At 68.0% G+C, this 22825-nt stretch carries 22 protein-coding genes; 14 read left to right on the top strand and 8 right to left on the bottom strand.

Annotation, left to right across the window (positions count from 1 at the left end):
- On the top strand, nt 1-2070 hold the full coding sequence (locus DTPSY_RS13850; RefSeq protein WP_015914084.1) for a nitric oxide reductase activation protein NorD: 2070 nt from the start codon (nt 1-3) through the stop codon (nt 2068-2070).
- A 125-nt stretch (nt 2071-2195) separates the two neighbouring features.
- On the opposite strand, the gene DTPSY_RS13845 is transcribed toward DTPSY_RS13850, so the two are convergent.
- Together DTPSY_RS13845 and DTPSY_RS13840 are read right to left on the bottom strand one after the other, a co-directional pair.
- A complete protein-coding gene (locus DTPSY_RS13845) occupies nt 2196-2831 on the bottom strand; it encodes an L-threonylcarbamoyladenylate synthase (protein WP_015914083.1) in 636 nt (211 codons plus the stop codon).
- Nucleotides 2832-2846: 15 nt separating this feature from the next.
- Nucleotides 2847-3725 carry a 3',5'-nucleoside bisphosphate phosphatase gene (locus tag DTPSY_RS13840; protein WP_011806534.1) on the bottom strand — a complete coding sequence of 293 codons (879 nt, stop codon included), beginning with the start codon at nt 3723-3725 and terminating at the stop codon, nt 2847-2849.
- A 213-nt stretch (nt 3726-3938) separates the two neighbouring features.
- Here DTPSY_RS13840 and DTPSY_RS13835 point away from each other — a divergent pair, with 213 nt between their 5' ends.
- The gene (locus tag DTPSY_RS13835; RefSeq protein WP_015914082.1) at nt 3939-5693 is read left to right on the top strand and encodes a methyl-accepting chemotaxis protein; all 1755 of its coding nucleotides are present in this window, start codon (nt 3939-3941) and stop codon (nt 5691-5693) included.
- Nucleotides 5694-5802: 109 nt separating this feature from the next.
- Here the strand turns inward: DTPSY_RS13835 and DTPSY_RS13830 are convergent, their stop codons facing one another.
- The 5 genes from DTPSY_RS13830 to DTPSY_RS13810 all read right to left on the bottom strand — a co-directional run bounded on the left by DTPSY_RS13830 (nt 5803) and on the right by DTPSY_RS13810 (nt 10300).
- A complete protein-coding gene (locus tag DTPSY_RS13830; RefSeq protein ID WP_015914081.1) occupies nt 5803-6477 on the bottom strand; it encodes a DUF799 domain-containing protein in 675 nt (224 codons plus the stop codon).
- On the bottom strand, nt 6474-6851 hold the full coding sequence (locus tag DTPSY_RS13825; protein WP_015914080.1) for a DUF4810 domain-containing protein: 378 nt from the start codon (nt 6849-6851) through the stop codon (nt 6474-6476). Before DTPSY_RS13825 ends, DTPSY_RS13830 begins: the two co-directional genes overlap by 4 nt.
- Entirely contained in the window at nt 6848-7528 is a 681-nt protein-coding gene (locus DTPSY_RS13820; RefSeq protein WP_015914079.1) for a CsgG/HfaB family protein, read from the bottom strand. The genes DTPSY_RS13825 and DTPSY_RS13820 overlap by 4 nt, the downstream gene beginning before the upstream one ends.
- Nucleotides 7529-7622: 94 nt before the next feature.
- A complete protein-coding gene (gene recJ / locus DTPSY_RS13815; protein WP_015914078.1) occupies nt 7623-9347 on the bottom strand; it encodes a single-stranded-DNA-specific exonuclease RecJ in 1725 nt (574 codons plus the stop codon).
- On the bottom strand, nt 9344-10300 hold the full coding sequence (locus tag DTPSY_RS13810) for a phosphoglycerate mutase (protein WP_015914077.1): 957 nt from the start codon (nt 10298-10300) through the stop codon (nt 9344-9346). Before DTPSY_RS13810 ends, recJ begins: the two co-directional genes overlap by 4 nt.
- A gap of 116 nt (nt 10301-10416) precedes the next feature.
- On the opposite strand from DTPSY_RS13810, the gene DTPSY_RS13805 reads away from it, so the two are divergent.
- From DTPSY_RS13805 to lolD, 3 genes are all read left to right on the top strand, one after another.
- A complete protein-coding gene (locus DTPSY_RS13805) occupies nt 10417-11607 on the top strand; it encodes a glycerophosphodiester phosphodiesterase (RefSeq protein ID WP_015914076.1) in 1191 nt (396 codons plus the stop codon).
- Nucleotides 11608-11744: 137 nt separating this feature from the next.
- Nucleotides 11745-12998 (top strand): lipoprotein-releasing ABC transporter permease subunit, encoded by a 1254-nt coding sequence (locus DTPSY_RS13800; protein ID WP_015914075.1) that lies wholly within the window; start codon nt 11745-11747, stop codon nt 12996-12998.
- Nucleotides 12991-13671: a lipoprotein-releasing ABC transporter ATP-binding protein LolD gene (lolD, locus tag DTPSY_RS13795; protein ID WP_011806525.1), complete on the top strand. Its 681-nt coding sequence runs from the start codon at nt 12991-12993 to the stop codon at nt 13669-13671. Before DTPSY_RS13800 ends, lolD begins: the two co-directional genes overlap by 8 nt.
- A gap of 55 nt (nt 13672-13726) precedes the next feature.
- On the opposite strand, the gene DTPSY_RS13790 is transcribed toward lolD, so the two are convergent.
- Nucleotides 13727-14098, bottom strand: a complete 372-nt coding sequence (locus DTPSY_RS13790; protein WP_011806524.1) for a carboxymuconolactone decarboxylase family protein — start codon at nt 14096-14098, stop codon at nt 13727-13729.
- 140 nt (nt 14099-14238) lie between these two features.
- Here DTPSY_RS13790 and DTPSY_RS13785 point away from each other — a divergent pair, with 140 nt between their 5' ends.
- The 9 genes from DTPSY_RS13785 (at nt 14239) to DTPSY_RS13745 (ending at nt 22766) form a co-directional block, all read left to right on the top strand.
- Nucleotides 14239-14520, top strand: a complete 282-nt coding sequence (locus DTPSY_RS13785) for an ArsR/SmtB family transcription factor (protein WP_172209352.1) — start codon at nt 14239-14241, stop codon at nt 14518-14520.
- 54 nt (nt 14521-14574) lie between these two features.
- The gene (locus DTPSY_RS13780) at nt 14575-14772 is read left to right on the top strand and encodes a YgaP family membrane protein (protein ID WP_011806522.1); all 198 of its coding nucleotides are present in this window, start codon (nt 14575-14577) and stop codon (nt 14770-14772) included.
- Between the two features lie 121 nt (nt 14773-14893).
- Nucleotides 14894-15733 carry a TatD family hydrolase gene (locus tag DTPSY_RS13775; RefSeq protein WP_015914074.1) on the top strand — a complete coding sequence of 280 codons (840 nt, stop codon included), beginning with the start codon at nt 14894-14896 and terminating at the stop codon, nt 15731-15733.
- Between the two features lie 93 nt (nt 15734-15826).
- A complete protein-coding gene (locus tag DTPSY_RS13770; protein WP_103737203.1) occupies nt 15827-16357 on the top strand; it encodes a DNA-deoxyinosine glycosylase in 531 nt (176 codons plus the stop codon).
- A gap of 4 nt (nt 16358-16361) precedes the next feature.
- Nucleotides 16362-17123 carry a class I SAM-dependent methyltransferase gene (locus DTPSY_RS13765; RefSeq protein ID WP_011806519.1) on the top strand — a complete coding sequence of 254 codons (762 nt, stop codon included), beginning with the start codon at nt 16362-16364 and terminating at the stop codon, nt 17121-17123.
- A gap of 20 nt (nt 17124-17143) precedes the next feature.
- Nucleotides 17144-18940: a type IV pilus assembly ATPase TfpB gene (gene tfpB / locus DTPSY_RS13760; protein WP_011806518.1), complete on the top strand. Its 1797-nt coding sequence runs from the start codon at nt 17144-17146 to the stop codon at nt 18938-18940.
- A 301-nt stretch (nt 18941-19241) separates the two neighbouring features.
- Nucleotides 19242-19730 carry a tripartite tricarboxylate transporter TctB family protein gene (locus DTPSY_RS13755; protein ID WP_015914071.1) on the top strand — a complete coding sequence of 163 codons (489 nt, stop codon included), beginning with the start codon at nt 19242-19244 and terminating at the stop codon, nt 19728-19730.
- A 16-nt stretch (nt 19731-19746) separates the two neighbouring features.
- Complete coding sequence (locus tag DTPSY_RS13750) at nt 19747-21258, top strand: tripartite tricarboxylate transporter permease (RefSeq protein WP_015914070.1); 1512 nt, start codon at nt 19747-19749, stop codon at nt 21256-21258.
- A 677-nt stretch (nt 21259-21935) separates the two neighbouring features.
- A complete protein-coding gene (locus DTPSY_RS13745; RefSeq protein WP_015914069.1) occupies nt 21936-22766 on the top strand; it encodes an SDR family oxidoreductase in 831 nt (276 codons plus the stop codon).
- The last annotated feature ends 59 nt before the right edge of the window (nt 22767-22825 follow it).

Here is a 22825-nt window from a genome sequence, read left to right as displayed (position 1 = left end):
ATGGCCGAGGCCGAGGACGTCATCACCGACGCGGCGCGACACGCCACGATCTATGCCCAGGCGCTGTGGCGCCGCCACCGCCCCCCGCCGGCCGGCCCACCCCGGCTGCATCTGGCCGATGTGGCGCCGCGCCTGGACCTGTTGGTAAGCGCCGCGCTGGGCATCCGCCTGCAGCTGCGCGCGGCGCAACCGCCTGCTCCGCCTACCTTACTCTCGCGCTGGATGCAGCGAGCAGAGGCCCCCAGCCAGCGCGACGCCGTGCCCGCCACCGACGGCGCCAACCTGTGGCTGCCCCCCGCGCTGACGGACATACCCGGCGCGCAAGCGGGGAAGGACGGGGCGCCCCCCGCCGACGAGCGCTACCGCACGCTCGCGCTGGTGCACGGCATGCGCGCACTGCGGGGGGCGCCGGCATGCGCTGCCCAGGCGGTGGACGGTTTCGAGCGGGCCTTGTTCGCACTGCTCGAAGCCCACGCCGCCGACCACGCGCTGGCCCTGCGCCTGCCGGGCATGGCCGCGCCACTGGCGCGCCTGCGGCAGGCCATGCTGGCAGCGCGCCCGGCCGTGGCAGCGCTGCCGCCGCACCTGCAACCACTGGAGTCGCTGGCGCACGCCCTGCTGGCCGGCCCACCCGCGGGCGCCGGGCCTCCCGGCCTGATGCCATCGCTGCCGGCCCAGGCGCCACAGGTGCTGGCGCATGCACGTGCCCTCGCTTCGCGCCTGCGTCCGGCTGCGGCCCCCGCGCGCCAGCAGCGCTGGTGCATGGCCGACGCGTGGCTGGGCGAGCTGCGCACGCCGGCTACCCCCGCGCCTGCGCACGCCACGGCGGACGGCGCAGAGGATGCCTCTGGCACGACCCATGCTGCCCGTCTGGCGCGCCGTCCGCAGGTGCGCCAGGCGCTTCCCGATGAGGACGATGCGAACGGTCCCGGCGCTTGGATGGTGCAGACCGCTCAGCCGCACGAACAGGCCGCGGACCCCATGGGCATGCAGCGCCCGAGCGATCGTGACGCCAACACGGCGGCCGAGGAGTTCGCCGATGCGCTGTCCGAACTGCCCGAGGCGCGCCTCGTGGCCACGCCCGGCCGTCCCAAGGAGGTGCTGCTGTCCGATGACCCGCCGGAGCATCTGGCGCGCCAGGCGCGGGCGGGCGGCGGTGCGGGCGCCGGGCCGGGCGTCGACGTTCTGTACTACCCCGAGTGGGACGGCGCCAGCGGCAGCTACCGGCGCCCCGGCGCCGCCGTGTGGGTGCACGACGCAGCCCCGGGCGCGCCCGATTGGCTGGAAGCCACGCTGCATGAGCGCCGGGCCATGCTGCACGCCGTGTGCAGGCGGTTCGAGCTATTGCGCAGCCGCCGCGTGGCCGTGCGCCGCCAGCTCGACGGCGACGAGATCGACCTGGAGGCTTGCATCGAGGCGCGCGCAGACTTTGCCGCGGGCCTGCCGCTGCCCCAGCGCCTGTACCGCAGCGAGCGCCGCCTGCACCGCGATCTGGCGGTGCTGGTGCTCATGGATGTGAGCGGCTCCACCGACGGCTGGGTGGCGCCGGGCCGGCGGGTGGTTGACGTAGCGCGTGAGGCGCTGCTGCTGGTGAGCATGGCGCTGGACGGCATGGGCGCGCCGTTTGCGGTGCAGGCGTTCTCCGGCGAGGGGCCGCAGGGGGTGGTGGTGCGCAACGTCAAGCGTTTTGACCAGCCCTACGGGCGGGACGCTGCGCTGCGCATCGCCGGTCTGGAGCCCGAGCACTACACGCGCGCCGGCGCCGCGCTGCGCCATGCCACCAGTACGCTGATGCGCCAGCCGGCCGCGCACCGCCTGCTGTTGCTGCTGTCCGATGGCAAGCCCAACGACATCGACGCCTATGAAGGCCGCTATGGCCTGGAGGACATGCGCCAGGCCGTGACCGAGGCGCGGCTGCAAGGCATTGCGCCGTTTTGCCTGACCATCGATCGCCAGGCGGCCCGCTATCTGCCCATGGTGTTCGGTGCCCATCACTACGCGCTGCTGCCCCGGCCCGAGGAACTGCCGCAGGTGCTGCTGCAATGGCTGCGCCGGCTGGTGGTGGTGTGACTGATTGCTACTGTTTTAGTAGCCGTTAGCGCTTGCTGGATGGGCGCTAGAGGCCTGAAACGTTCTGATTCTTCCGTCGGGCGTATTTCGCCGCTGTGGCAGGCATCCAGCCCGGGCGCGTGCCCTTAAAGCCCCAGCTTGGCCAGGCTGCCGCCACCTTCGCGCACCACGATGGGGTCGCCGCCGGTATTCATGGGCGTGAGGTCCAGCACCGTGGTGGGCTCCAGCGGGCAGCCGCCCGCGTCGAGGATGCCATCGAGCTGCTTTTCAAAGCGCTCGCGGATCTCCTGCGGGTCGTTCAGCGGCTCGCTTTCGCCCGCCGGGATCAGTGTGGTGGCCAGCAGCGGCGCGCCGTGCAGCTCCAGCAGCATCTGCAGGCCCTTGCGGTCGGGCACGCGCAGACCGATGGTCTTGCGCTGCGGATGGCTCACGCGGCGCGGCACTTCCTTGGTGGCGTCCAGGATGAAGGTGTAAGGCCCCGGCGTGGCCAACTTCAGCAGGCGATATTGGCGGTTGTCCACATGCGCGTAATTGGCCAGCTCCGACAGGTCGCGGCACAGCAGCGTGAGGTGGTGCTTGTCGTTGATCTGCCGAATACGACGAATCCGGTCCACGGCGTCCTTGTCGTCCAGGCGGCAGACCAGCGCGTAGCTGGAGTCGGTGGGCACGGCCAGGATGCCGCCGCTCGATAGCAGCGTGGCGGCCTGCTTGAGCAGGCGCGGCTGCGGGTTGTCGGCGTAGATCTCGAAATATTGGGCCATGGAGGGGCGCGGCGGTCAGCCGGCAGTGGTGCGGGGGGCGCGCAGGATGCGATCGGACAACAGCTCCCACACGGGGGTGAGCTGGCCTGGCAAATCCGGCAGGGCGCCCAGGTCGGTGTGTGATTCGTTCGGGCTGTGGAAGTCGCTGCCGCGCGAGGCGGCCATGCCGAACTCCTGCGCCATGGCGGCGTACACGGGATATTCGGATGGCGTATGGCTGCCGGTTACCACTTCCACGCCCTGGCCGCCGTGCTGCTTGAACTCGGAAAACAAGGCGTATTCCTCATTCGCCGTGAATCGGTAGCGTGCAGGATGGGCGATCACGGCCATGCCGCCGGCCTCGCGGATCCAGCGCACCGCATTGCCCAGCGTGGCCCAGCGGTGGGGTACGTAGCCGGGGTTGCCCTCGGTGAGAAAGCGCCGGAACACTTCGGAGGTGTCGTGGCACACGCCAGTCTCCACGAGGAAGCGGGCAAAGTGCGTGCGCGAGACCAGTTCGGGGTTGCCCGCGTAGCGCAACGCCCCTTCGAATGCGCCGCGGATACCCACGTGCGCGAGTTGCTGCGCCATCTCCTGTGCCCGTTCGCTGCGCCCGCCGCGCGTGGCCGCGAGGCCCTGGGCGAGTTGTGCATTGTCCGGGTCGAACCCCAGTCCCACGATATGCACCGTGGTGTCGGCGAAGGTGACCGAGATCTCTGTGCCCGTGAGGTAGTCCATGCCCAGCGCGTGCGCGGCGGCGGCGGCGCGGTGCTGGCCGCCGATCTCGTCATGATCCGTCAGCGCCCACAGCGCTACACCGTTGGCATGCGCACGGGCTGCCAGCGCTTCGGGTGTGAGGGTGCCGTCAGACACCACGGAGTGGCAGTGGAGGTCGGCATTGAGGAGGATGGACACGATTTCATTTTAGGGGGAGCCCGCAGGGCATGTTGTCGTGGTGGTTACAACACAGTGACAAACGGGTCGGGCTGCAGGCAGCGACGAATATTTGTAATCAAATGTGCATAAATGCGACAATATGAGCCCCTTTTTGTCCAGGCTGCCGGGTTGTTGCGCCCGTGTGCCTCCTTCCACCGCTATGGCGCCACGACGCCCCTGATTGCGTAGAACATGAACTTCAACCATTTGCCCGTCGCCCGCAAACTGTGGGGACTCGTCCTGGGGCTGCTGGTCTCCATGCTGCTTTTGCTGGCGGGCCTGTTGGCCTACTCCGCCCAGCTCGATGATGAGGCGGCGCGCATCGTGCAGGCCAACGAAGACCGCATCAGCCTGGCCCTGCGCTGGAAAGGGCTGACCACGCTGGCCGTGGACCAGTCCGTGAGCGCGCTGGCCTCGGCCGACGAGACCCTGGCGTCGGGCCTGCAGAAGAAAGCCAAGCAGGGGATCGAGGCCATCAACGCCCTGCAAAAACAGGTGGAGGCTGTGGCCTTCTCTGCGGAGGACAAGGCCCAGATGGAACGCGTGGCCGCCGCCCGCAAGGTGGTGCTGGACGCGCTGGCGGAAGCCACCAAGGCCCGGGCCGAAGGCGACTTCGCCCGCACGCTGACCCTGGTGGACAGCAAACTGCTGCCCGCCGTGGAGCGCTACGTGGGCGAACAGGACTCCTTCGTCCAACTGCAAGAACGCCAGCGCGACGCCGCCAAGCAAGAGGCCCAGGCCTTGCGCCAGCGCGCCATGTGGATGGGCGCGGGCATCGCCGCGGTGGTGGTGGTCTTGGGCCTGGTGCTGGCGAATCTGCTCGTGGGCTCCATCACGCATCCCCTGGAGCGGGCCGTGGGGCTGGCTGACGCGATTGCCGGTGGCGACTTGACGCAAGACGTGCACGATGACCGTCGTGACGAACTGGGCCACCTGCTGCGTTCGCTGTCGGCCATGGGAGCACGTCTGCGCGGCGTGGTGGGCGAAGTGCGCTCGGGCGTGGAATCGGTCTCGGCCGCGTCCAGCCAGATCGCCACGGGCAACCACGACCTGTCTGCGCGAACCGAGCAGACCGCGGCCAACCTCGAAGAGACGGCCGCCAGCATGGAAGAGCTCACCGCCACCGTCACCCAGTCGGCGGACACCGCGCGCCAGGCCAACCAACTCGCCGCCAACGCCGCGCAAGCCGCAGAGCGTGGCGGCGAAGTGGTGGGCCAGGTGGTCACCAGCATGCAGCAGATCACCGAATCCAGCCGCAAGATCGCCGACATCATCGGCGTGATCGATGGCATTGCCTTCCAGACCAACATCCTGGCGCTGAACGCCGCCGTGGAAGCCGCACGCGCGGGCGAGCAGGGCCGCGGCTTTGCCGTGGTGGCGGGTGAAGTGCGCAGCCTGGCGCAGCGCAGCGCCGAGGCCGCCAAGGAGATCAAGCAGCTCATCACCACCAGCGTGGACAACGTGCAATCGGGCTCGGCCCAGGTGGAGCAGGCCGGCCAGAGCATGCAGGACATCGTGCACAGCGTGCGCCGCGTGAGCGACCTGATCGGCGAGATCACCGCTTCGTCCACCGAGCAGCGCGACGGCATCGGCCAGGTGAACCAGGCCGTGGCGAACCTGGACCAGATGACGCAGCAAAATGCCGCGCTGGTGGAAGAGTCCAGCGCCGCCGCCGCCGCCATGCATGAACAGGCGCAGCGCCTGGCGCAGGTAGTGGCCGTGTTCAACGTGGGCAATGGCGCCGTCGCGGCGCCCCGCAGCCCGGCCCGCGTGGCGCCGCCAGCGGTAGCGCCCGCCCCGGTCAAGACACCGGCCGCAACGCCGGCGCGCGCGACGCTGGCCAAGCCCATGCCGACAAAGGCTGCCGCCAAGGTGTCCGCCCCCCAGATCGCGCCGGCCAAGACGCCTGCGGCATCGGATGGGGATGGCGAATGGGAGAGCTTCTAAGCTCTAAAAAATAGCGTCATTGGTACGTCCCGTCCCCAGTCGGGACAAAAAAAGCGCGGCCTGTGGCGCGCCTTTCGCCATCCCATACACCGCTTAGGACGTTACGTGGTCATGGCTTGCTGTCTGCTCCGTACTTGGGAGAGCGAGGCCCATGCAATAGTCCTCCCGGACGGCCGGCATACAGCAGTCGGCCGTTTGCGACCTCGGCGATCTGCACGCTGCGGTCTGACAAGGTTTCCACAATCTGGTCAATGAGCGCAGACACCAGCATGCCCACCAAGCCGCCGCTTGAACTCTTGTTTTCTGCACTCGAGGCTGTTGCCTCCCCGGACCACAGTTGCTCGCCCGTGCGCAGATCCATGAGTCGGGCGGCCAGCGTTACCCGGGTTTCACTGCTCACGATGGAGTACACCGAGCCGTACTGCCGCACGTCCAGGTAGAGCGCCGCATCCGCACCAAAAATTTCCCGCAACTTGGCCACGGGCAATTCCTGTGCGTCTTGGGCCGAAATGATGCCGTTGTTCCTGAAAGTCTCTTCGGTCACGGCCACTGGCAGCACGTAATAGCCGGACTCCGCCAGGGGGAGCGTGGCGCGTGAGAGCACTCCCGCCGGCGCAGTCACTTCGGGCGTCTGGTTCAGTGGAGGCAGCACCAGAATGGACTGGGGCTTGGCTTGACGCAGTGCCGAATAGTCGTAGGGCTGAGGGGTCGCGCAACCACTCAAAAGCAGGATGGCGGCGGCGCCGGCCGCCACGGCAGTGCGAACGCCAATACGGGAAATCATTGCGGGGCCTTTCCGGTGAGTGTGCGCAAAAGGAAGTCCATGAAAGACGCCGATTCGGGGAAGGTGGTCTTTTCCGCGGTAAGGGCCGCGACGCTTTTTTCTTCCTGCCCTGCCTTGGCGTACAGCATGCCCATATGGGCGCGATAGCCAGGGGGCAAGGCTTGGCCGCGCTGCTCTATTTTTTGCTGCGCTTCTTCCAGCTTGGCCACTTGCTGTTCAGCATCGGCATTGCCGCTGCTTTTGAGGTATTCGTACACCTGAGGCTGATAGCCGTCCCAGCCATACAGGGGCTGATGGGATGTGGTGGCGCAGCCCGCCATGACCAACGCAGCTGCGATGGGAAGCGCCAAGCGGGTGGTGGTGTGGCGGCTCATTGTGCGGGCACCCATGCGCCAGATTCGACACCGCTCACGAGCTTGTCCACGGCTTCGCGGATGGCTAAGTCAAGCACTTTGCCGTTCAGGGTGGAGTCATACCCTGCGCGGCTGCCAAAACCTACGACCTCGCGGCTGGACAGGCTGTATTCGCCGGCCCCCTGGGCCGCAAAGACCACTTCACCGGTCTGTACGCGCACTACGTTCAGGCTGACTTTGGCGTAGGCCACCTGTTCCTTGCCGCGCCCCAGCACCCCGAACAGCTGCCGGTCACCGACTTCCTTGCGACCGAATTCGGTGACATCGCCCGTGATGACGAACTGCGCCCCCTTGAGGGTCTGTGCTTGCTTGAGGAGGGCGGCCTCTTGCTGCGTTTCCGACATATTGGTGCGGTCGAGCACGTTAAAGCGTCCGCTTTGCTGCAGGTGCGTCATCAAAATGGTTTGCGCCTGACCGCCGAGACGGTCCACACCATCAGAAAAGATTCCGCGTTGGAAGTTGGACCGGTTGGCGAACTTGCCAATGGAAATGGGGCTGCGCACCCCCTGATACGCGCGCGCGGACGCGGTGGGCTTCGGAGTTTCGAGGGTGCGCGATTGCTCGGTGGTCACGCAGCCGGCAGTCAGGGCGGCGACTGCAATGACGAGGGCGTGGCAACGCCAGAGAGAACCATTCATGGGGAAAACCAATAAGAGTCCAGGAATGGCGCTGGATCATACGGTTTAATGCATACAAAATTCACATTTTGTTGCGTTTAGGCTGCTACGAGCGTCACATTGCAGGCGACTCGAGTCCCTCCACTAGAAACTGCACCCGCCGCTCGCCGCGCCACTCGTTCACGTCCAGCCGGAAGGCCAGCAACGCCCGTTCGGGCAGCGGGTCGGTGTGGCCGAACCAGATGGCGTCCACGGGCTGGCCCTGGTGCAGCAGCTTGATAGACAGGTGGTTGCGCGCCTCGCCCACCAGGCGCTGGCTGAGCACCTGCACCTCCTCGCTGAAGGTGGGGGGCGCAAAGCCCTGGCCCCAGACCTCGCGGTGCAGGGTATCCACCAGCTCGGCGCGGCAGTACTCCGGGGCCAGCGGGCCGTCGGTCTCCAGCCGGCGCGTGAGCGTCGCGGCATCCAGCCATTCCTGTGCGACCTGGGCGAAGGCCTGCTCGAAGAGGTCGAAATGCTCCTCGGCCACGGTGCAGCCGGCCGCCATGGCGTGGCCGCCGAACTTCAGGATCACGCCGGGGTGGCGCTTGGCTACCAGGTCCAGCGCGTCGCGCAGGTGAAAACCGGGGATGGACCGCCCCGAACCCTTCAGCTCATGCTCCTTGCCCGGCGCGCTGCTGGCAGCGAACACGAAGGTGGGGCGGTGCAGCTTGTCCTTGAGGCGCGAGGCCACGATGCCCACCACGCCCTCGTGGAAGTCGGGGTCGAACACGCTGATGGCTGGCGGCGGCTCCTCGCCTTCGTCGAACAGGCTCTCCGCCAGCAGCAGGGCCTGCTCGCGCATGCCCCCTTCCAGCTCGCGCCGCTCGCGGTTGATGGCATCCAGTTGCCGGGCCAGGTCGGCGGCGCGCGCCGGGTCGTCGGTCAGCAGGCATTCGATGCCCAGCGTCATGTCGGCCAGGCGCCCCGCGGCATTGATGCGTGGGCCGAGGGCAAAGCCGAAGTCGAAGGTGGTGGCGACGGGGGCCTTGCGCCCGGCCGCGTCGAACAGGGCCTGGATGCCGGGCTGCATCTGGCCGGCGCGGATGCGCTTCAAGCCCTGCGCCACCAGGCGGCGGTTGTTGTTGTCCAGGCGCACCACATCGGCCACGGTGCCCAGGGCCACCAGCGGCAGCAGCGGCTCCAGCTTGGGTTGCGTGGCCTTGTCGAACACGCCGCGCGCGCGCAGCTCGGCGCGCAGCGCCATCAGTACATAGAACATCACGCCCACGCCGGCGATGGACTTGCTCTCGAAGCCGCAGCCCGGCTGGTTGGGGTTCACGATGGCGTCGGCCGCGGGCAGTTCGGAGCCTGGCAGGTGGTGGTCGGTGATGAGCACCGTCAGCCCCAGCGCCTTGGCGCGCGCCACGCCCTCGATGCTGGCGATGCCGTTGTCCACGGTGATGAGCACGTCGGCGCCGCGCTCGTGCACGCGCTGCGCGATGGAGGCGGTGAGGCCGTAGCCGTCCACCACGCGGTCGGGCACCAAATACTGAACATGGCGTGCGCCCAGCAGGCGCAGGCCGCGCACCCCCACCGCGCAGGCGGTGGCGCCGTCGCAGTCGTAGTCGGCCACGATGAGCAGGCGCCGGTCCTGGCTGATGGCATCGGCCAGCAGCGCCGCGGCCTGCCGCACGCCCATGAGGGTGTCCGGCGGCAGCAGGCGGGCGAGGGCGTCGTCCAGCTCCTCCTTGGCGCGGATGCCGCGCGCCGCGTACAGGCGTGCCAGCAGCGGGTGCACGCCGGCCTGCTCCAGCGCCCAGACCACGCGCGGTGGGATGTCTCTGGCTACTATTTTCATAGCTGCTCGCGCACGCTGGAAAAGCGCTGGGGCTTAAAAAGACTCTGAATGCGCTGGCCCAGGCTGCGCGGCGCCGTATGCCAGGACTGTGCGCCGCGTTCGCCGCACAGCGTGAGGCGCGCCGCGCCGCCGCCCGCCACATGCGCGGCCAGGCGCGCCACGGGGCCGGCGTCCAGCGCGGCCCAGGCCTGGCGCCAGGCGTGCCAGTCCTCGCGCAGCGCAGCGTCCAGCAGGGTGGTGGGCATCTCGGGCGCCGGCACGGGGGCGGGTGGCTGGGGCAGGGCGCCTGCGCCGTGCACCCAGAAGGCATTGACCGGCGGCAGGCCCTGGGCCGCGCGTGCGTCGTTGAAGGGGTGGGTGTACAGCAGCATCTGCATCTCGCTGTGCAGGCGGTGCAGCAGGCGCGCGCGGGCGGGGTCGGGCATCCAGGCGCGCACGTCGCGCTGGATCACGCGGTCCAGCGATGCGGTGGGCAGGTTGTCGAACACTGCACCTTGCGCGACCCAGCGCGTCGGCTGGTCGTAGGCGAGCGTGATGCCGTCCTCGGCAAACCAGGGCGCCACAATGGCCAGCAGCGCACGCGAGGCGGCCTCGTCCAGCTGCAGCCGCGCCGGGTCGCCCAGCGTGACATGGTCGGCACCGACCTGCCAGTGGCAAGGGGTGATGAAGGCCCAGACGCTGGTGGCCGCATGGGGAGCGCTGACCTGCTGGTGCTGGTGCCACGCGGCCCAGGGCGTGGTGCCCTCGCTGGTGGCGGGCAGGCCGTGGTGGCGGGCCAGGGCGCGTTCGTGGGGCGGGGCGAAGTCCGTCTCGGCGCCGGCGTCCAGGCCGGTGCTGGACAGGCGGGCCAACAGCCGGTCCAACTGGGGCAGTTCCAGGCCTTCAAGCGCCTGCTGGCATCCCTGGGCCGGGCTGGCGGCCAGCGGGATGAGTAAATGGGGCATGTCCGACATAGGGGTGTATTGTCCCGGATGCACCCGATGACGGTGGGCGCAAAACCCACAGCGTCATGCAAGCGTCACAAGTGCAACAGAGACTGGATCGCTCACTTTTACGGCCAAGGATGCCCATGTCTTCTCACCGTCTTCCCCTGATCATTGCGATGAGTGCCTCCCTGCTGGCGACCGCCTGTGGCGGCGGCGACGACCCCGCACCGCTGCCGACGCTGAGCGGCCAGGCTCCGCTGGTGGTGGGGCACCGCGGCGCCTCGGGCTACCGCCCGGACCACACGCTGGAGAGCTATGCGCTGGCCATCCAGATGGGGGCGGATTTCATCGAGCCCGATTTGGTAGCCACCAAGGACGGCCACCTGGTGGCACGCCACGAACCCAACATCACCAGCACCACCGATGTGGCCAGCCGCCCCGAGTTCGCCAGCCGCAAGACCAAGCGCATGGTCGATGGCGTGGAAGAAGAAGGCTGGTTCGCCACCGACTTCACGCTGGCGGAACTGAAGACCCTGCGCGCCATCCAGCCGCTGGCCGAGCGCGACCAGTCCTATAACGGCAAGTTCCAGATCCCCACGCTGCGCGAGGTGCTGGACCTGGCCAAGACCGAGGGCGGCAAGGTGGGCCGCGTGATCGGCGTCTATCCCGAGACCAAGCACCCCACCTACCATGAAGATGCGGGCCTCAAGCTCGAAGACCGCCTGCTGGCCATCCTGGCCGAGTACGGCTACACCAAGAAGGATTCGCCGGTCATCCTGCAGTCGTTCGAGACGGCCAACCTCAAGTACCTGCGCACCAAGACGCAGGTGCGCCTCATCCAGCTGGTGGATGGCAACGACTACGACTTCAAGACCGGCGCGGTCACCTTCGAGGCGCCATATGACCGCCCCTACGACTGGACACGCGCGGGCCGCAAGGACCTGTTCGCCTCCATGGTCACGCCGGCGGGCCTGGCCGAGATCGCCAAGTACGCCGACGGCGTGGGCCCCTGGAAGCCCTACATCGTGCCGGTCAAGGGCACCTTTGGCGCCGACGGCAAGATGGTCGACGTGAACAAGGATGGCGTGGTCAACTACGCCGACGCTTCCAGCAGCACCCCCACCAGCCTGGTGGCCGACGCACACAAGCTGGGCCTGATGGTCCACACCTGGACCATGCGCAACGAAAACCGCCGCCTGGCCTTCGACTACAAGGGCGATCCCCAGGCCGAGTACCTGCAGTTCTACCGCCTGGGCGTGGATGGCGTGTTTTCCGACTTTGCCGACACCGCGGTGGCTGCGCGCAAGGCCTATCTGACGGAAACGGGCCGCTGAGCCGCGGGCCGGCGCCGCGCAGGGCAGGCGGCCTTGGCGCGTCAGCCCCTGCGGCACCCGGCTTGCGCTGAGGCCGCCGCGCGTTGCTGCCCTGGGCCCGCGCCGCGGGCCCGGGTCGATGACACAATCGCGCTTCCATGCAAATTCCCTACGAACTGGCCCTGGGCTGGCGCTACACCCGGGCAGGCCGGGCCACGCGGCGCAACGGCTTCATCTCCTTCATCTCGGGCGTGTCCATGCTGGGCATCTCTCTGGGGGTGGCGGCACTCATCATCGTTCTGTCCGTGATGAACGGCTTTCAGAAAGAGGTGCGCGACCGCATGCTCAGCGTGGTCTCGCACATCGAGATCTTCGCGCCGGGCGGTGCAGCGCTGCCCGACATGCCGCGCACGCTGGCCGAGGCGCGGGCCAATCCGAACGTGGTGGGCGCCGCGCCCTTCGTCGCCGCCCAGGCGCTGCTGGCGCGTGGCGAGGACATGAAGGGCGCGCTGGTGCGCGGCATCGACCCCGCGCATGAGGCCGAGGTGACCGACCTGGCCGCCGAGAATCTGGAGGGCCTGAAGGCCCTGGTGCCGGGCGAGTTCCGCGTGATCCTGGGCAGCGAGCTGGCGCGCCAGCTGGGCGTGCGCGCGGGTGACGCGGTCACGCTGATCGCCCCGGCCGGCCAGGTCACGCCTGCGGGCGTGGTGCCGCGCCTCAAGCAGATGACGGTGGCGGGCACCTTCAATTCGGGCCACTATGAATACGACTCTGCGCTGGTGATGCTGCACCACGAGGATGCCGAGCGCATCTTCCGCCTGGAAGGGCCGACTGGCGTGCGCCTGAAGCTCAAGAACCTGCATGACGCACCCGAAGTCACGCAGCAGCTGGCGCACAGCCTCTCGGGCAACCTGTTGATCCGCGACTGGACGCAGCAGAACCGCACCTGGTTCGCGGCCGTGCAGCTGGAAAAGCGCATGATGTTCATCATCCTCACGCTGATCGTTGCGGTGGCGGCATTCAACCTGGTGTCCACGCTGGTGATGACCGTGACCGACAAGCGCGCGGACATCGCTATCCTGCGCACGCTGGGCGCCAGCCCCGCCAGCATCATGGGTGTGTTCATGGTGCAGGGCGCCATGGTGGGCGTGATCGGCACGCTGGCCGGCCTGCTGCTGGGCCTGGGCGTGGCCTTCAACATCGACGTGATCGTGCCCGCCATCGAGCGGGCGCTGAACGCCAGCTTCCTGCCCAAGGACATCTACCTCATCAGCAAGATGCCCAGCGACCCGCAAAGCAGCGACATCGTGCCCATTGCCGTCATTTCCCTGATCCTGGCCTTCGTGGCCACCCTGTACCCGAGCTGGCGCGCCAGCCGCGTGAACCCCGCGGAGGCGCTGCGCTATGAGTAATGGGCAAGTGGTGCTGCAGGCGCAAGGCCTGACCAAGCGCTTTACCGAGGGCCGGCTGGACGTCACCGTGCTCAAGGGCGTGGACCTGGCAGTGCACGCCGGCGAGACGCTGGCCATCGTGGGGGCGTCGGGCTCGGGCAAGAGCACGCTGCTGCATCTGCTGGGGGGGCTGGACGCGCCCAGCGCCGGCACCGTCACGCTCCAGGGGCAGGCGCTGCAGGCGCTATCGCCCGCGCAGCAGGGGCGCCTGCGCAATGCGCACCTGGGCTTCATCTACCAGTTCCACCACCTGTTGCCCGAGTTCAGCGCCCAGGACAACGTGGCCATGCCGCTGCGCATCCGCCGCGAGCCGTACGCGCAGTGCATCGAGCGGGCGGTGCGCATGCTCCAGGCCGTGGGCCTGGGCGAGCGTGTGCACCATCGCCCGGCGGAACTGTCGGGTGGCGAGCGCCAGCGCGTGGCCATTGCCCGGGCGCTGGTCACGCAGCCGGCCTGCGTGCTGGCCGACGAGCCCACCGGCAACCTGGACCGTGCGACCGCCGATGCCGTGTTCGCCCTCATGCTGCAGCTAGCGCGCGAGCAGGGCACTGCCTTCGTGATGGTCACGCACGATGAATCGCTGGCCGCGCGGTGCGACCGCGTCGTGCGCTTGGTCTCCGGTGTTTTGAGCTAAAACGGCCTCCAGCGCTTGTTGGACAAGCGCTGGCAGCTATATATTCGATAGTAAATCAGGCCGTCGCGGCGGGCGCTTGCGCGGGGGCGCACTCGTCGAACGCGGCCACGGCATTGGCCGCGTACATCAGCGCGGGGCCGCCGCCCATGTACACCGCAATGCCCAGCACCTCGTGCACCTCGGCGCGCGTGGCGCCCAGGCGTGCCAGGGCCTGGGTGTGAAAGCCGATGCAGCCATCGCAGCGCGCGGCCACGCCAATGCCCAGCGCGATCAGCTCCTTGGTCTTGGCGTCGATGGCGCCGCCCGCGAGAGCCGCCTTGCCCAGCGCGTTGAAACCTTGCATCACCTGCGGAACGCTGTTGCGCAGCTCGCTGACGTTGCTAGAGATTTCGCGCGTGAGGGCCTTGTAGTCGGTGGACGAGGTCATGGTGGAACTCCTGGTGGTGAAAGGAATGCGCCTGCTCGGCGCTGTTGACACGTTTATTAGTATCTACTAAATTAGAATACGTTAATTTAGATATTTATCAACAAGGAGCGCAGGTGGCCACTACCGCCGACCTGGAATTCATGCAGCAGGGCGCCGCGCGCGCTGCCGCGCTGCTGCGCGCGGTGGGCAACGAACACCGGTTGCTCGTGCTGTGCCTGCTGATCGAGCAGGGCGAGGCCTCCGTGGGCACGCTGCTGGAGCAAGTGCGCCTGAGCCAGTCCGCGCTGTCGCAGCACCTGGCGCGCATGCGCGATGAGGGGCTGGTGACCTTCCGCCGCGACGCGCAGACTCTGTACTACCGCATTGCCGACCCGGCGGCGGAAAAGCTCGTGGCTGCGCTCAAGGACATCTTCTGCCCCTGAGCGGCCGCGTCGCTGCGCAGAGGTACCGTTTTTTCGTCAACTAGGAGAAGTGTCATGAAACACAACGTTGGGGGTTGGGACCGCGGGCTGCGCATCGCGGTGGGTCTGGTGCTCATCGGCCTGGCGGCCACGGGCACCGTGGGCTGGTGGGGCTGGCTGGGCGTGGTGCCGCTGCTGACCGGCCTGGCGGGCACCTGCCCTGCGTACTCGCTGCTGGGCATGAACACCTGCCCGCTGAGCAAGAAGGGCTGATGGGGCACAGCAGCTCTTGCGGCGCCGATGCGCCGCCGACCGATCCGCAGGACATTGGCGCTGAAACGCACTGAGACACTGCGGGCCGGCGCTGGGGGCGTGCGGTGGCATGATCCGACGCATGGACGTCTGGATCGACACCCATTGCCACCTGGATGAATTTGCAGATCACGGCGGCGCAGCGCTCGCAGATGCCGAGCGTGCACGCGCCGCGCAGGCCGGCGTGGCCCACTGCGTGCTGCCCGCGGTGGAACTCGCCAATCTGCAAGCCGTGCGGGACCTGGCGCACCGCCACGGCGACAGCTATGCGCTGGGCATCCATCCCCTGTTCACTCCCGTCGCAGGCGACGAAGACCTGCCCGCCCTGGCGCGCGCGCTGGAGCAGTACCAGGACGACCCGCGTCTGGTGGCCGTCGGCGAAATCGGGTTGGACCTCTTCGTGCCCCATCTGGACAGGGGACGCCAGCAGCACTTCTACCGGGTGCAGCTGCAGTTGGCGCGCCGGTTCGACCTGCCCGTGATCCTGCATGTGCGCCGCTCGGCGGACCAGTTGCTCAAGGCGCTGCGCGAGCTGCCGGTGCGCGGCGGCATCGCCCATGCCTTCAACGGCAGCCTGCAGCAGGCGCAGGCCTTCATCGATCTGGGCTTCAAGCTGGGCTTTGGCGGCGCGGTCACCTTCGACCGTGCGCTGCAGTTGCGCCGCCTGGCCACCGAACTGCCGCTGGACGCGCTGGTGGTGGAGACCGATGCGCCCGACATTCCGCCGCACTGGCTCTACGTGACCGCGGCCGAGCGCGCCGCTGGCCGCCCGCCCGCACGCAACACGCCTGCACAGCTACCGCGCATCGGTGCGGTGGTGGCGCAGCTGCGCGGCATCTCCAGCACAGAACTGGCCCATGCCACGCGCGCCAACGCTTGCGCAGCGTTGCCACGGCTGGCTGAACTGTTGGCACAGGTTTGATTACTTTCGGGCTTCAAGGCTTATGCAGCAAGCGCAAGCAGCTATACAAACAATAGTAATGGAGGGCCGGTGGCTGCGCAGAAAAAAACGGTAGTGCTGTCCGCCGGTCGTCTGGTCGGCCTGCCGCCCGTGGTGGGCTCCGGCACGCGGGTGCTGGTGCTGGGCAGCTTCCCCGGTGTGGCATCGCTCGCCGCGCAGCAGTATTACGGCCATCCGCAGAACCACTTCTGGCGCATCCTGGCGGCGCTGTGGCCGCAGCATCCGCTGCCGGGCCGCGACCAGTACGCCGCGCGCTGCGACTGGCTGCTGGCCCGCGGCCTGGGCCTGTGGGACGTGTATGCCGCCTGCGAGCGCGAGGGCAGCCTGGATACCAGCATCCGCAACGCGCAGGTCAACGACTTCGCCGGCCTGCATGCCCGCGCGCCGGGGCTGGCCGCCATCGCCCACAATGGCGGGGAAAGCTTCCGCCACGCCAAGGCCGTGCGCGCCAGCCTGGGGCTGAAGGCAGATGCGCCGATGCCATCGCTGCGCCTGCCGTCCACCAGCCCGGCCAACGCGTCGTGGAGCTTCGAGAAAAAACTGCACGCCTGGGGCGAGGCCCTGGCGACTTTTGGATTGGTATAACGATTTGACCCGCAAGAAAACCGCCGCCACCGAACTGCCCGAGGTGAGCGTCTCCGATGATGGCGAAGTACGCCATCTGCACCTGGGCACGCCGTGGATCCAGGGCTCCATGCGCATCGCGCAGCCGTTCGAGATCGAACTGGAATACGTGCAACGCATGATGGCCTGGCTGCTGTTCGTGGAGCCCGCCAGCGTGGCCAAGCGCCACGCGATGCAACTGGGCCTGGGGGCCGGCGCCATCACCAAGTTCTGCCGCAAGAAGCTGCGCATGTGCTGCACCGTGGTCGAGCTGAACCCGCGCGTGGAGGCCGTCTGCCGCGCCTGGTTCAAGCTGCCGCCCGACGGCCCCATGCAGCGTGTGGTGCTGGCCGACGCGGCCCAGGAAATCAAGAAGCCCGAATGGCACGGCACGGTGGACGCGCTGGCGGTGGACCTGTACGACCATGAGGCCGCTGCGCCGGTGCTGGACAGCGCGGAGTTCTATGCCGACTGCCGTGCGCTGCTGACGCTGGACGGCTGCCTCACGGTGAACCTGTTCGGCCGCGCCTCCAGCTACGAGCGCAGCCTGGACAAGCTCGCCGAGGCCTTTGGCGCCGACGCGCTCTGGGCCTTCAAGCCCACGCGCGAGGGCAATACCGTGGTGCTGGCCCAGCGCACGCCCACGCGGCCTAAACGTGCCGAGCTGCTGGCCCGCGCCGAAAGCGTGCAGGCCCGCTGGGACCTGCCGGCCACCAAGTGGCTGCGCGTATTCAAACCGGTCGCCTGACCTCTGCCGCCACTCGCACCATGACTGCCGAAGCATTGCCCGCATCCCCCCCCACGGCCGCCGGCGGGCCCACCGGCCCGTTGCAGTGGCGGCTCATCGTCGATTGGCTGCGTGCCGATGGCGTGATCACCGCCGAGCAGGCGCAGCGCACCATCGCACGCTGCTCGCAGGCCGAAAGCAGCCAGCACCCGCTGGTGCGGCTGGGCAACGTGGCCATGCTGCGCGCCAGCGACGGCAAGCCGCTGGACGTGGACATCCTCACCGAATACGTGGCCCAGCGCTGCGGCCTGGCGTTTCTGCGCATCGACCCGCTGAAGGTGGACGTGGGCCGTGTGGCCGACGCCATGAGCGCGAGCTACGCCGAGCGCCACAAGGTGCTGCCGGTGCAGGTGACCTCCAAGGAGGTGGTGGTGGCCACGGCCGAGCCCTTCCTGCATGACTGGGTGGCCGAGGTGGAGCGCCAGTCCCGGCGCACGGTGCGGCGCGTGCTGGCCAACCCCCAGCACATCACGCGCTACACGGCGGAGTTCTATGCGCTGGCCAAGTCGGTGCGCGAGGCGCAGAAGGCCGGCGGCGGCGCCGCGGGCAGCAGCTTCGAGCAGCTCGTGGAGCTGGGCAAGACCAACAAGCAGCTGGACGCCAACGACCAGGGGGTGGTGCGCGTGGTGGACTGGCTGTGGCAGTACGCCTTCGACCAGCGCGCGAGCGACATCCACCTGGAGCCGCGCCGCGAGCAGGGCGTGATCCGCTTTCGCATCGACGGCGTGTTGCATGCCGTCTACCAGATGCCCATGGGCGTGCTCAATGCCATGGTGGCGCGCGTGAAGCTGCTGGGCCGCATGGACGTGGTGGAAAAGCGCCGCCCGCAGGACGGCCGCATCAAGACGCGCAACCCGCGTGGCGACGAGGTGGAAATGCGCCTGTCCACGCTGCCCACCGCTTTCGGCGAGAAGATGGTGATGCGCATCTTCGACCCCGACAACGCCGTGAAGGACCTGGACGCGCTGGGTTTCACCGCGCACGATGCGCAGCGCTGGGAGCAACTCGTCAAGCGCCCGCACGGCATCATCCTGGTGACCGGGCCCACGGGTTCGGGCAAGACCACTACGCTGTACTCCACCCTGAAGCGCGTGGCCACCGAGGAGGTGAACGTGAGCACGGTGGAGGACCCGATCGAGATGATCGAGCCCAGCTTCAACCAGACGCAGGTGCAGCCGCAGCTGGACTTCACCTTCGCCGAAGGGCTGCGTGCCCTCATGCGCCAGGACCCGGACGTGATCATGGTGGGCGAGATCCGCGACCTGGCCACCGCGGACATGGCCGTGCAGGCCGCGCTCACCGGCCACCTGGTGTTCTCCACCCTGCACACCAACGACGCGCCCAGCGCCGTCACGCGACTCATGGAGCTGGGCGTGCCGCCGTACCTCATCAACGCCACGCTGCTGGGGGTGCTGGCGCAGCGCCTGGTGCGCACGCTGTGCCGGCACTGCCGGCAGGTGGACGAGGCGGCCGACCCCGAGGCGCTGGCCGACATGATCCGCCCCTGGAAGATCAACGGGGGCTATCGCGCCTACAAGCCCGTGGGGTGCGTGGAGTGCCGCATGACGGGCTTTCGCGGCCGCATGGGGCTTTATGAACTGCTCACCGTGAGCGAGGCGCTCAAGACCCAGGTGAACCAATCGCCCTCCATCGACGCGCTGCGCCGCCAGGCCGTGCAGGACGGCATGCGCCCGCTGCGCCTGGCGGGCGCGCTGCGCGCGGCCGAGGGTGTGACCACGTTCGAGGAAGTCATCGCCGCCACCCCGCCGCTGGAGTAGCGCCTCGATCTCTGCCATCGCGGCGCAGCAGATGCGCCGTTCCGCCGCATTCACCAGGCGCGCGCCCATCCTTCACAACGCGGTGGAAGGCGGTATTTCCGCGCTCCTGCGGCGCAGGCCCGGCCTGACCAGGGCCCTCGCGCCACCTTCGACGCCGCGCAGCGGTCGGTGCCGTGCTAAGGGCAGTTCCGGGGGTGTTGCCTCTAGGGAAAACTTGTATCCACCGGTAGGTGGAATCCACATCGAGAAGCGCTGCCCGACACTCCACAATCGCCCGTCGCGTTCCTTTTGGGAGACATTCGTGAAAATCAAGAGTCAGAAAGATTTCTTTTCCGGCCTCATGTTCCTCGTCGTCGGCGGTGGTTTTGCCTGGGGCGCCACCACCTACAGCGTAGGAACCGGCGCCCGCATGGGCCCGGGCTACTTCCCCCTGATGCTGGGCATTCTGCTGGGCATCATCGGCGCCGCCATCATGTTCAAGGCCACCGTGGTCGAGACGGTGGACGGCGACAAGGTCGGCAAGTGGGCGTGGAAGCAGATCTTCTTCATCATTTCCGCCAACCTGTTGTTCGGCGTGCTGCTGGCGGGCCTGCCCAGCTTCGGCGTGCCGGCCATGGGCCTGATCGTTGCCATCTACGGCCTGACTTTCGTGGCCAGCCTGGCGGGGAACCAGTTCCACTTCAAGGAAGTGTTCATCCTGGCCACCATCCTGGCCGTGGGCAGCTACGTGGCATTCATCTGGGGGCTGGCTCTGCAGTTCCCCGTCTGGCCTAGCTTCATCGTGGGTTGATTCGGAGATCTAGACCATGGAATTGTTTGAACACCTCTCGATGGGTTTTGGCGTCGCGTTTACGTTCCAGAACCTGATCTACTGCTTCATCGGCTGTCTGCTGGGCACGCTGATCGGCGTGCTGCCCGGCGTGGGCCCCGTGGCCACCATCGCCATGCTGCTGCCGGCCACCTATGCGCTGCCGCCCGTGGCCGCGCTGATCATGCTGGCAGGTATCTACTACGGCGCGCAGTACGGCGGCTCCACCACCGCCATCCTGGTGAACCTGCCGGGCGAGTCGTCCTCCGTGGTGACCGTGATCGACGGCTACCAGATGGCGCGCGCGGGCCGTGCGGGCCCGGCACTGGCGGCTGCCGGCATTGGCTCGTTCTTCGCGGGCTGCGTGGGTACGTTGATCCTGGCGGCCTTTGCGCCCCCGCTGACGGAAGTGGCCTTCAAGTTCGGCCCCGCCGAGTACTTCTCGCTGATGGTGCTGGGCCTGATCGGTGCCGTGGTGCTGGCTTCGGGCTCGCTGCTCAAGGCCGTGGCCATGATCGTGCTGGGCCTGTTGATGGGCCTGGTGGGCACGGACGTGAACTCCGGCGTGGCCCGCTACAGCTTCGACATCCCCGAGCTGACCGACGGCATCAGTTTCACCGTGATCGCCATGGGCGTGTTCGGCTACGGCGAAATCATCGCCAACCTGTCCAAGCCCGACGACGAGCGCGAAGTGTTTGCCGCCAAGGTGCAGGGCCTGTTCCCCACGGCACAGGATTTCAAGCGCATGTTCCCCGCCATGATCCGCGGTACGGCCCTGGGCTCGTCCCTGGGCATCCTGCCCGGCGGCGGCGCGCTGCTGTCGGCCTTCGCGGCCTACACCATCGAGAAGAAGACCAAGCTCAAGCCCGGCGAAGTGCCGTTCGGCAAGGGCAACATCCGCGGCGTGGCGGCTCCCGAGTCGGCCAACAACGCGGGTTCGCAGACCTCTTTCATCCCGCTGCTGACGCTGGGCATTCCGCCCAACGCCGTGATGGCGCTGATGGTGGGTGCCATGACCATCCACAACATCCAGCCCGGCCCGCAGGTGATGACCAGCAACCCCGAGTTGTTCTGGGGCCTGATCGCCTCGATGTGGATCGGCAACTTGATGCTGGTGATCCTGAACCTGCCGCTGATCGGCATGTGGATCAAGCTGCTCTCCGTGCCTTATCGCTGGCTGTTCCCGTCCATCGTGCTGTTCTGCGCGGTGGGGGTGTACTCCACCAACAACAACACGTTCGACGTGTGGCTGGTGGGCGGATTCGGTTTCATCGGCTACCTGTTCTACAAGCTGGGGGTGGAACCCGCTCCCTTGCTGCTGGGCTTCATCCTGGGCCCGATGATGGAAGAAAACCTGCGCCGTGCGCTGCTGTTGTCGCGTGGCGACTGGAGCGTGTTCGTCACGCGTCCCATCTCTGCCGGCCTGCTGGCGGCCGCGGCCCTGCTGCTGGTCATCGTGCTGCTGCCCGCGGTGAGCAAGAAGCGCGAGGAAGCGTTCGTCGAGGACTGACGCAGATGGCCGCCCTGGCATGTGCCAGGGCACCCCTCGCAAGGCGCCCCTTTCCGGGGCGCTTTTTTTATGCGTGGCGGCAACGGGGTAGTGGCGCAGATGCTCCTGAAAGGGGCGCTGGTGGCGCTTGGGCGACAAGCGTTGGAAGGGTGAGGGATGCTTTGGTGGGGGGCGCGTTCCGGCCTGCCTTCAACGTAGCTGCCGGCTACGCAGCCGCGTGTCGCGCCGACAACCGCCGCGCGGTGCCCGCCCGCTGCGATGCCGCGGTCGCCGGTCTTCCTGGCGGGCGATGCGGTGTATCTCGTCTACAGTGGCGGGCTGGTGCGGCGACGCATCGGGTGAAAACGCAGAAGGAGCAGGTACTGGACGCCAGCGCCGGCTGCCTGGGCGACACCCGACGGCGCTGCAGCCGCTGCTCAGGCGCACCGCAGAGAATCGCCTTCCAGCACACGGGCCCTGGCATGGCGGCACACAGGAGCATGATCGGTGCAACACCCGTCATGGCCGCGCGCGTCTGACGGTTCGGTTGATGGTCATTCCCTGGGACGGAGGACGGGTTTTCGTACCCCGCGCGGTGTTCGACGCGGGAGGTGGTCCTGATGCGGGTGTGGCAGTGTCCACTATGATCGTTTCAAATTGTTTTGCAGGAACCGCCTCCGGCGGCGATGGAGCACGGTATGGATCTGGGTATCGCGGGTAAATGGGCGCTGGTCTGCGGGGCCAGCAAGGGGTTGGGCCGCGGCTGCGCCGAAGCGCTGGTGCGCGAGGGCGTGAACGTGGTGATCAACGCCCGCAATGCCGGCGAATTGCAGCGCACCGCTTCTGATTTGATAGCTGTTGGCGCAGAGGCATCGGGCGTTAGAGGCCAAAATGGTAACCAACCCAAGGTGCTGGCTGCGGCGGCCGACATCACCACCCCAGAGGGGCGCGCAGCCGTTTTTTCCATAGCTGGCGGGCCGGGCCGGGACTTCGACATCGTGGTCACCAACGCCGGCGGCCCCCCGCCCGGCGATTTCCGCGAGTGGGACCGCGATGCCTGGATGCGCGCGGTGGATGCCAACATGCTCACGCCCATCGAACTGATCCGCGCCACGGTGGACGGCATGGCGCAGCGGGGCTTTGGCCGCATCGTCAACATCACCTCCAGCGCAGTGAAGGCCCCCATCGACATCCTGGGCCTGTCCAATGGCGCGCGCAGCGGCTTGACCGGCTTTGTGGCCGGCGTGGCGCGCAGCGCCATTGCCGCGCAGGGCGTCACCATCAACAACCTGCTGCCGGGCAAGTTCGATACCGACCGGCTCGCGGGCACCCTCCAGGCCGCGGCCGGCAAGACCGGCAAGAGCCTCGATGAAGTGCGCCGCGCCCAGCAAGGCGCCATCCCGGCGCGCCGTTTCGGTACGCCGCAGGAGTTCGGCGCAATCTGCGCCTTCCTGTGCAGCGTGCACGCGGGCTATATGACGGGGCAGAACGTATTGGCCGACGGCGGTGCCTATCCCGGCACCTTCTGAGGGACGCGCCAGACCACAACGGGCGAGAACGCGCCGACCGACCGCCATGCCCCGCGCCG

The sequence above is a fragment of the [Acidovorax] ebreus TPSY genome (genome assembly GCF_000022305.1).
GTDB lineage: Bacteria > Pseudomonadota > Gammaproteobacteria > Burkholderiales > Burkholderiaceae_C > Diaphorobacter > Diaphorobacter nitroreducens.
The sequence above is the reverse complement of the archived record's forward strand: the minus strand, read 5'-3'. Positions and strand labels throughout refer to the sequence as shown.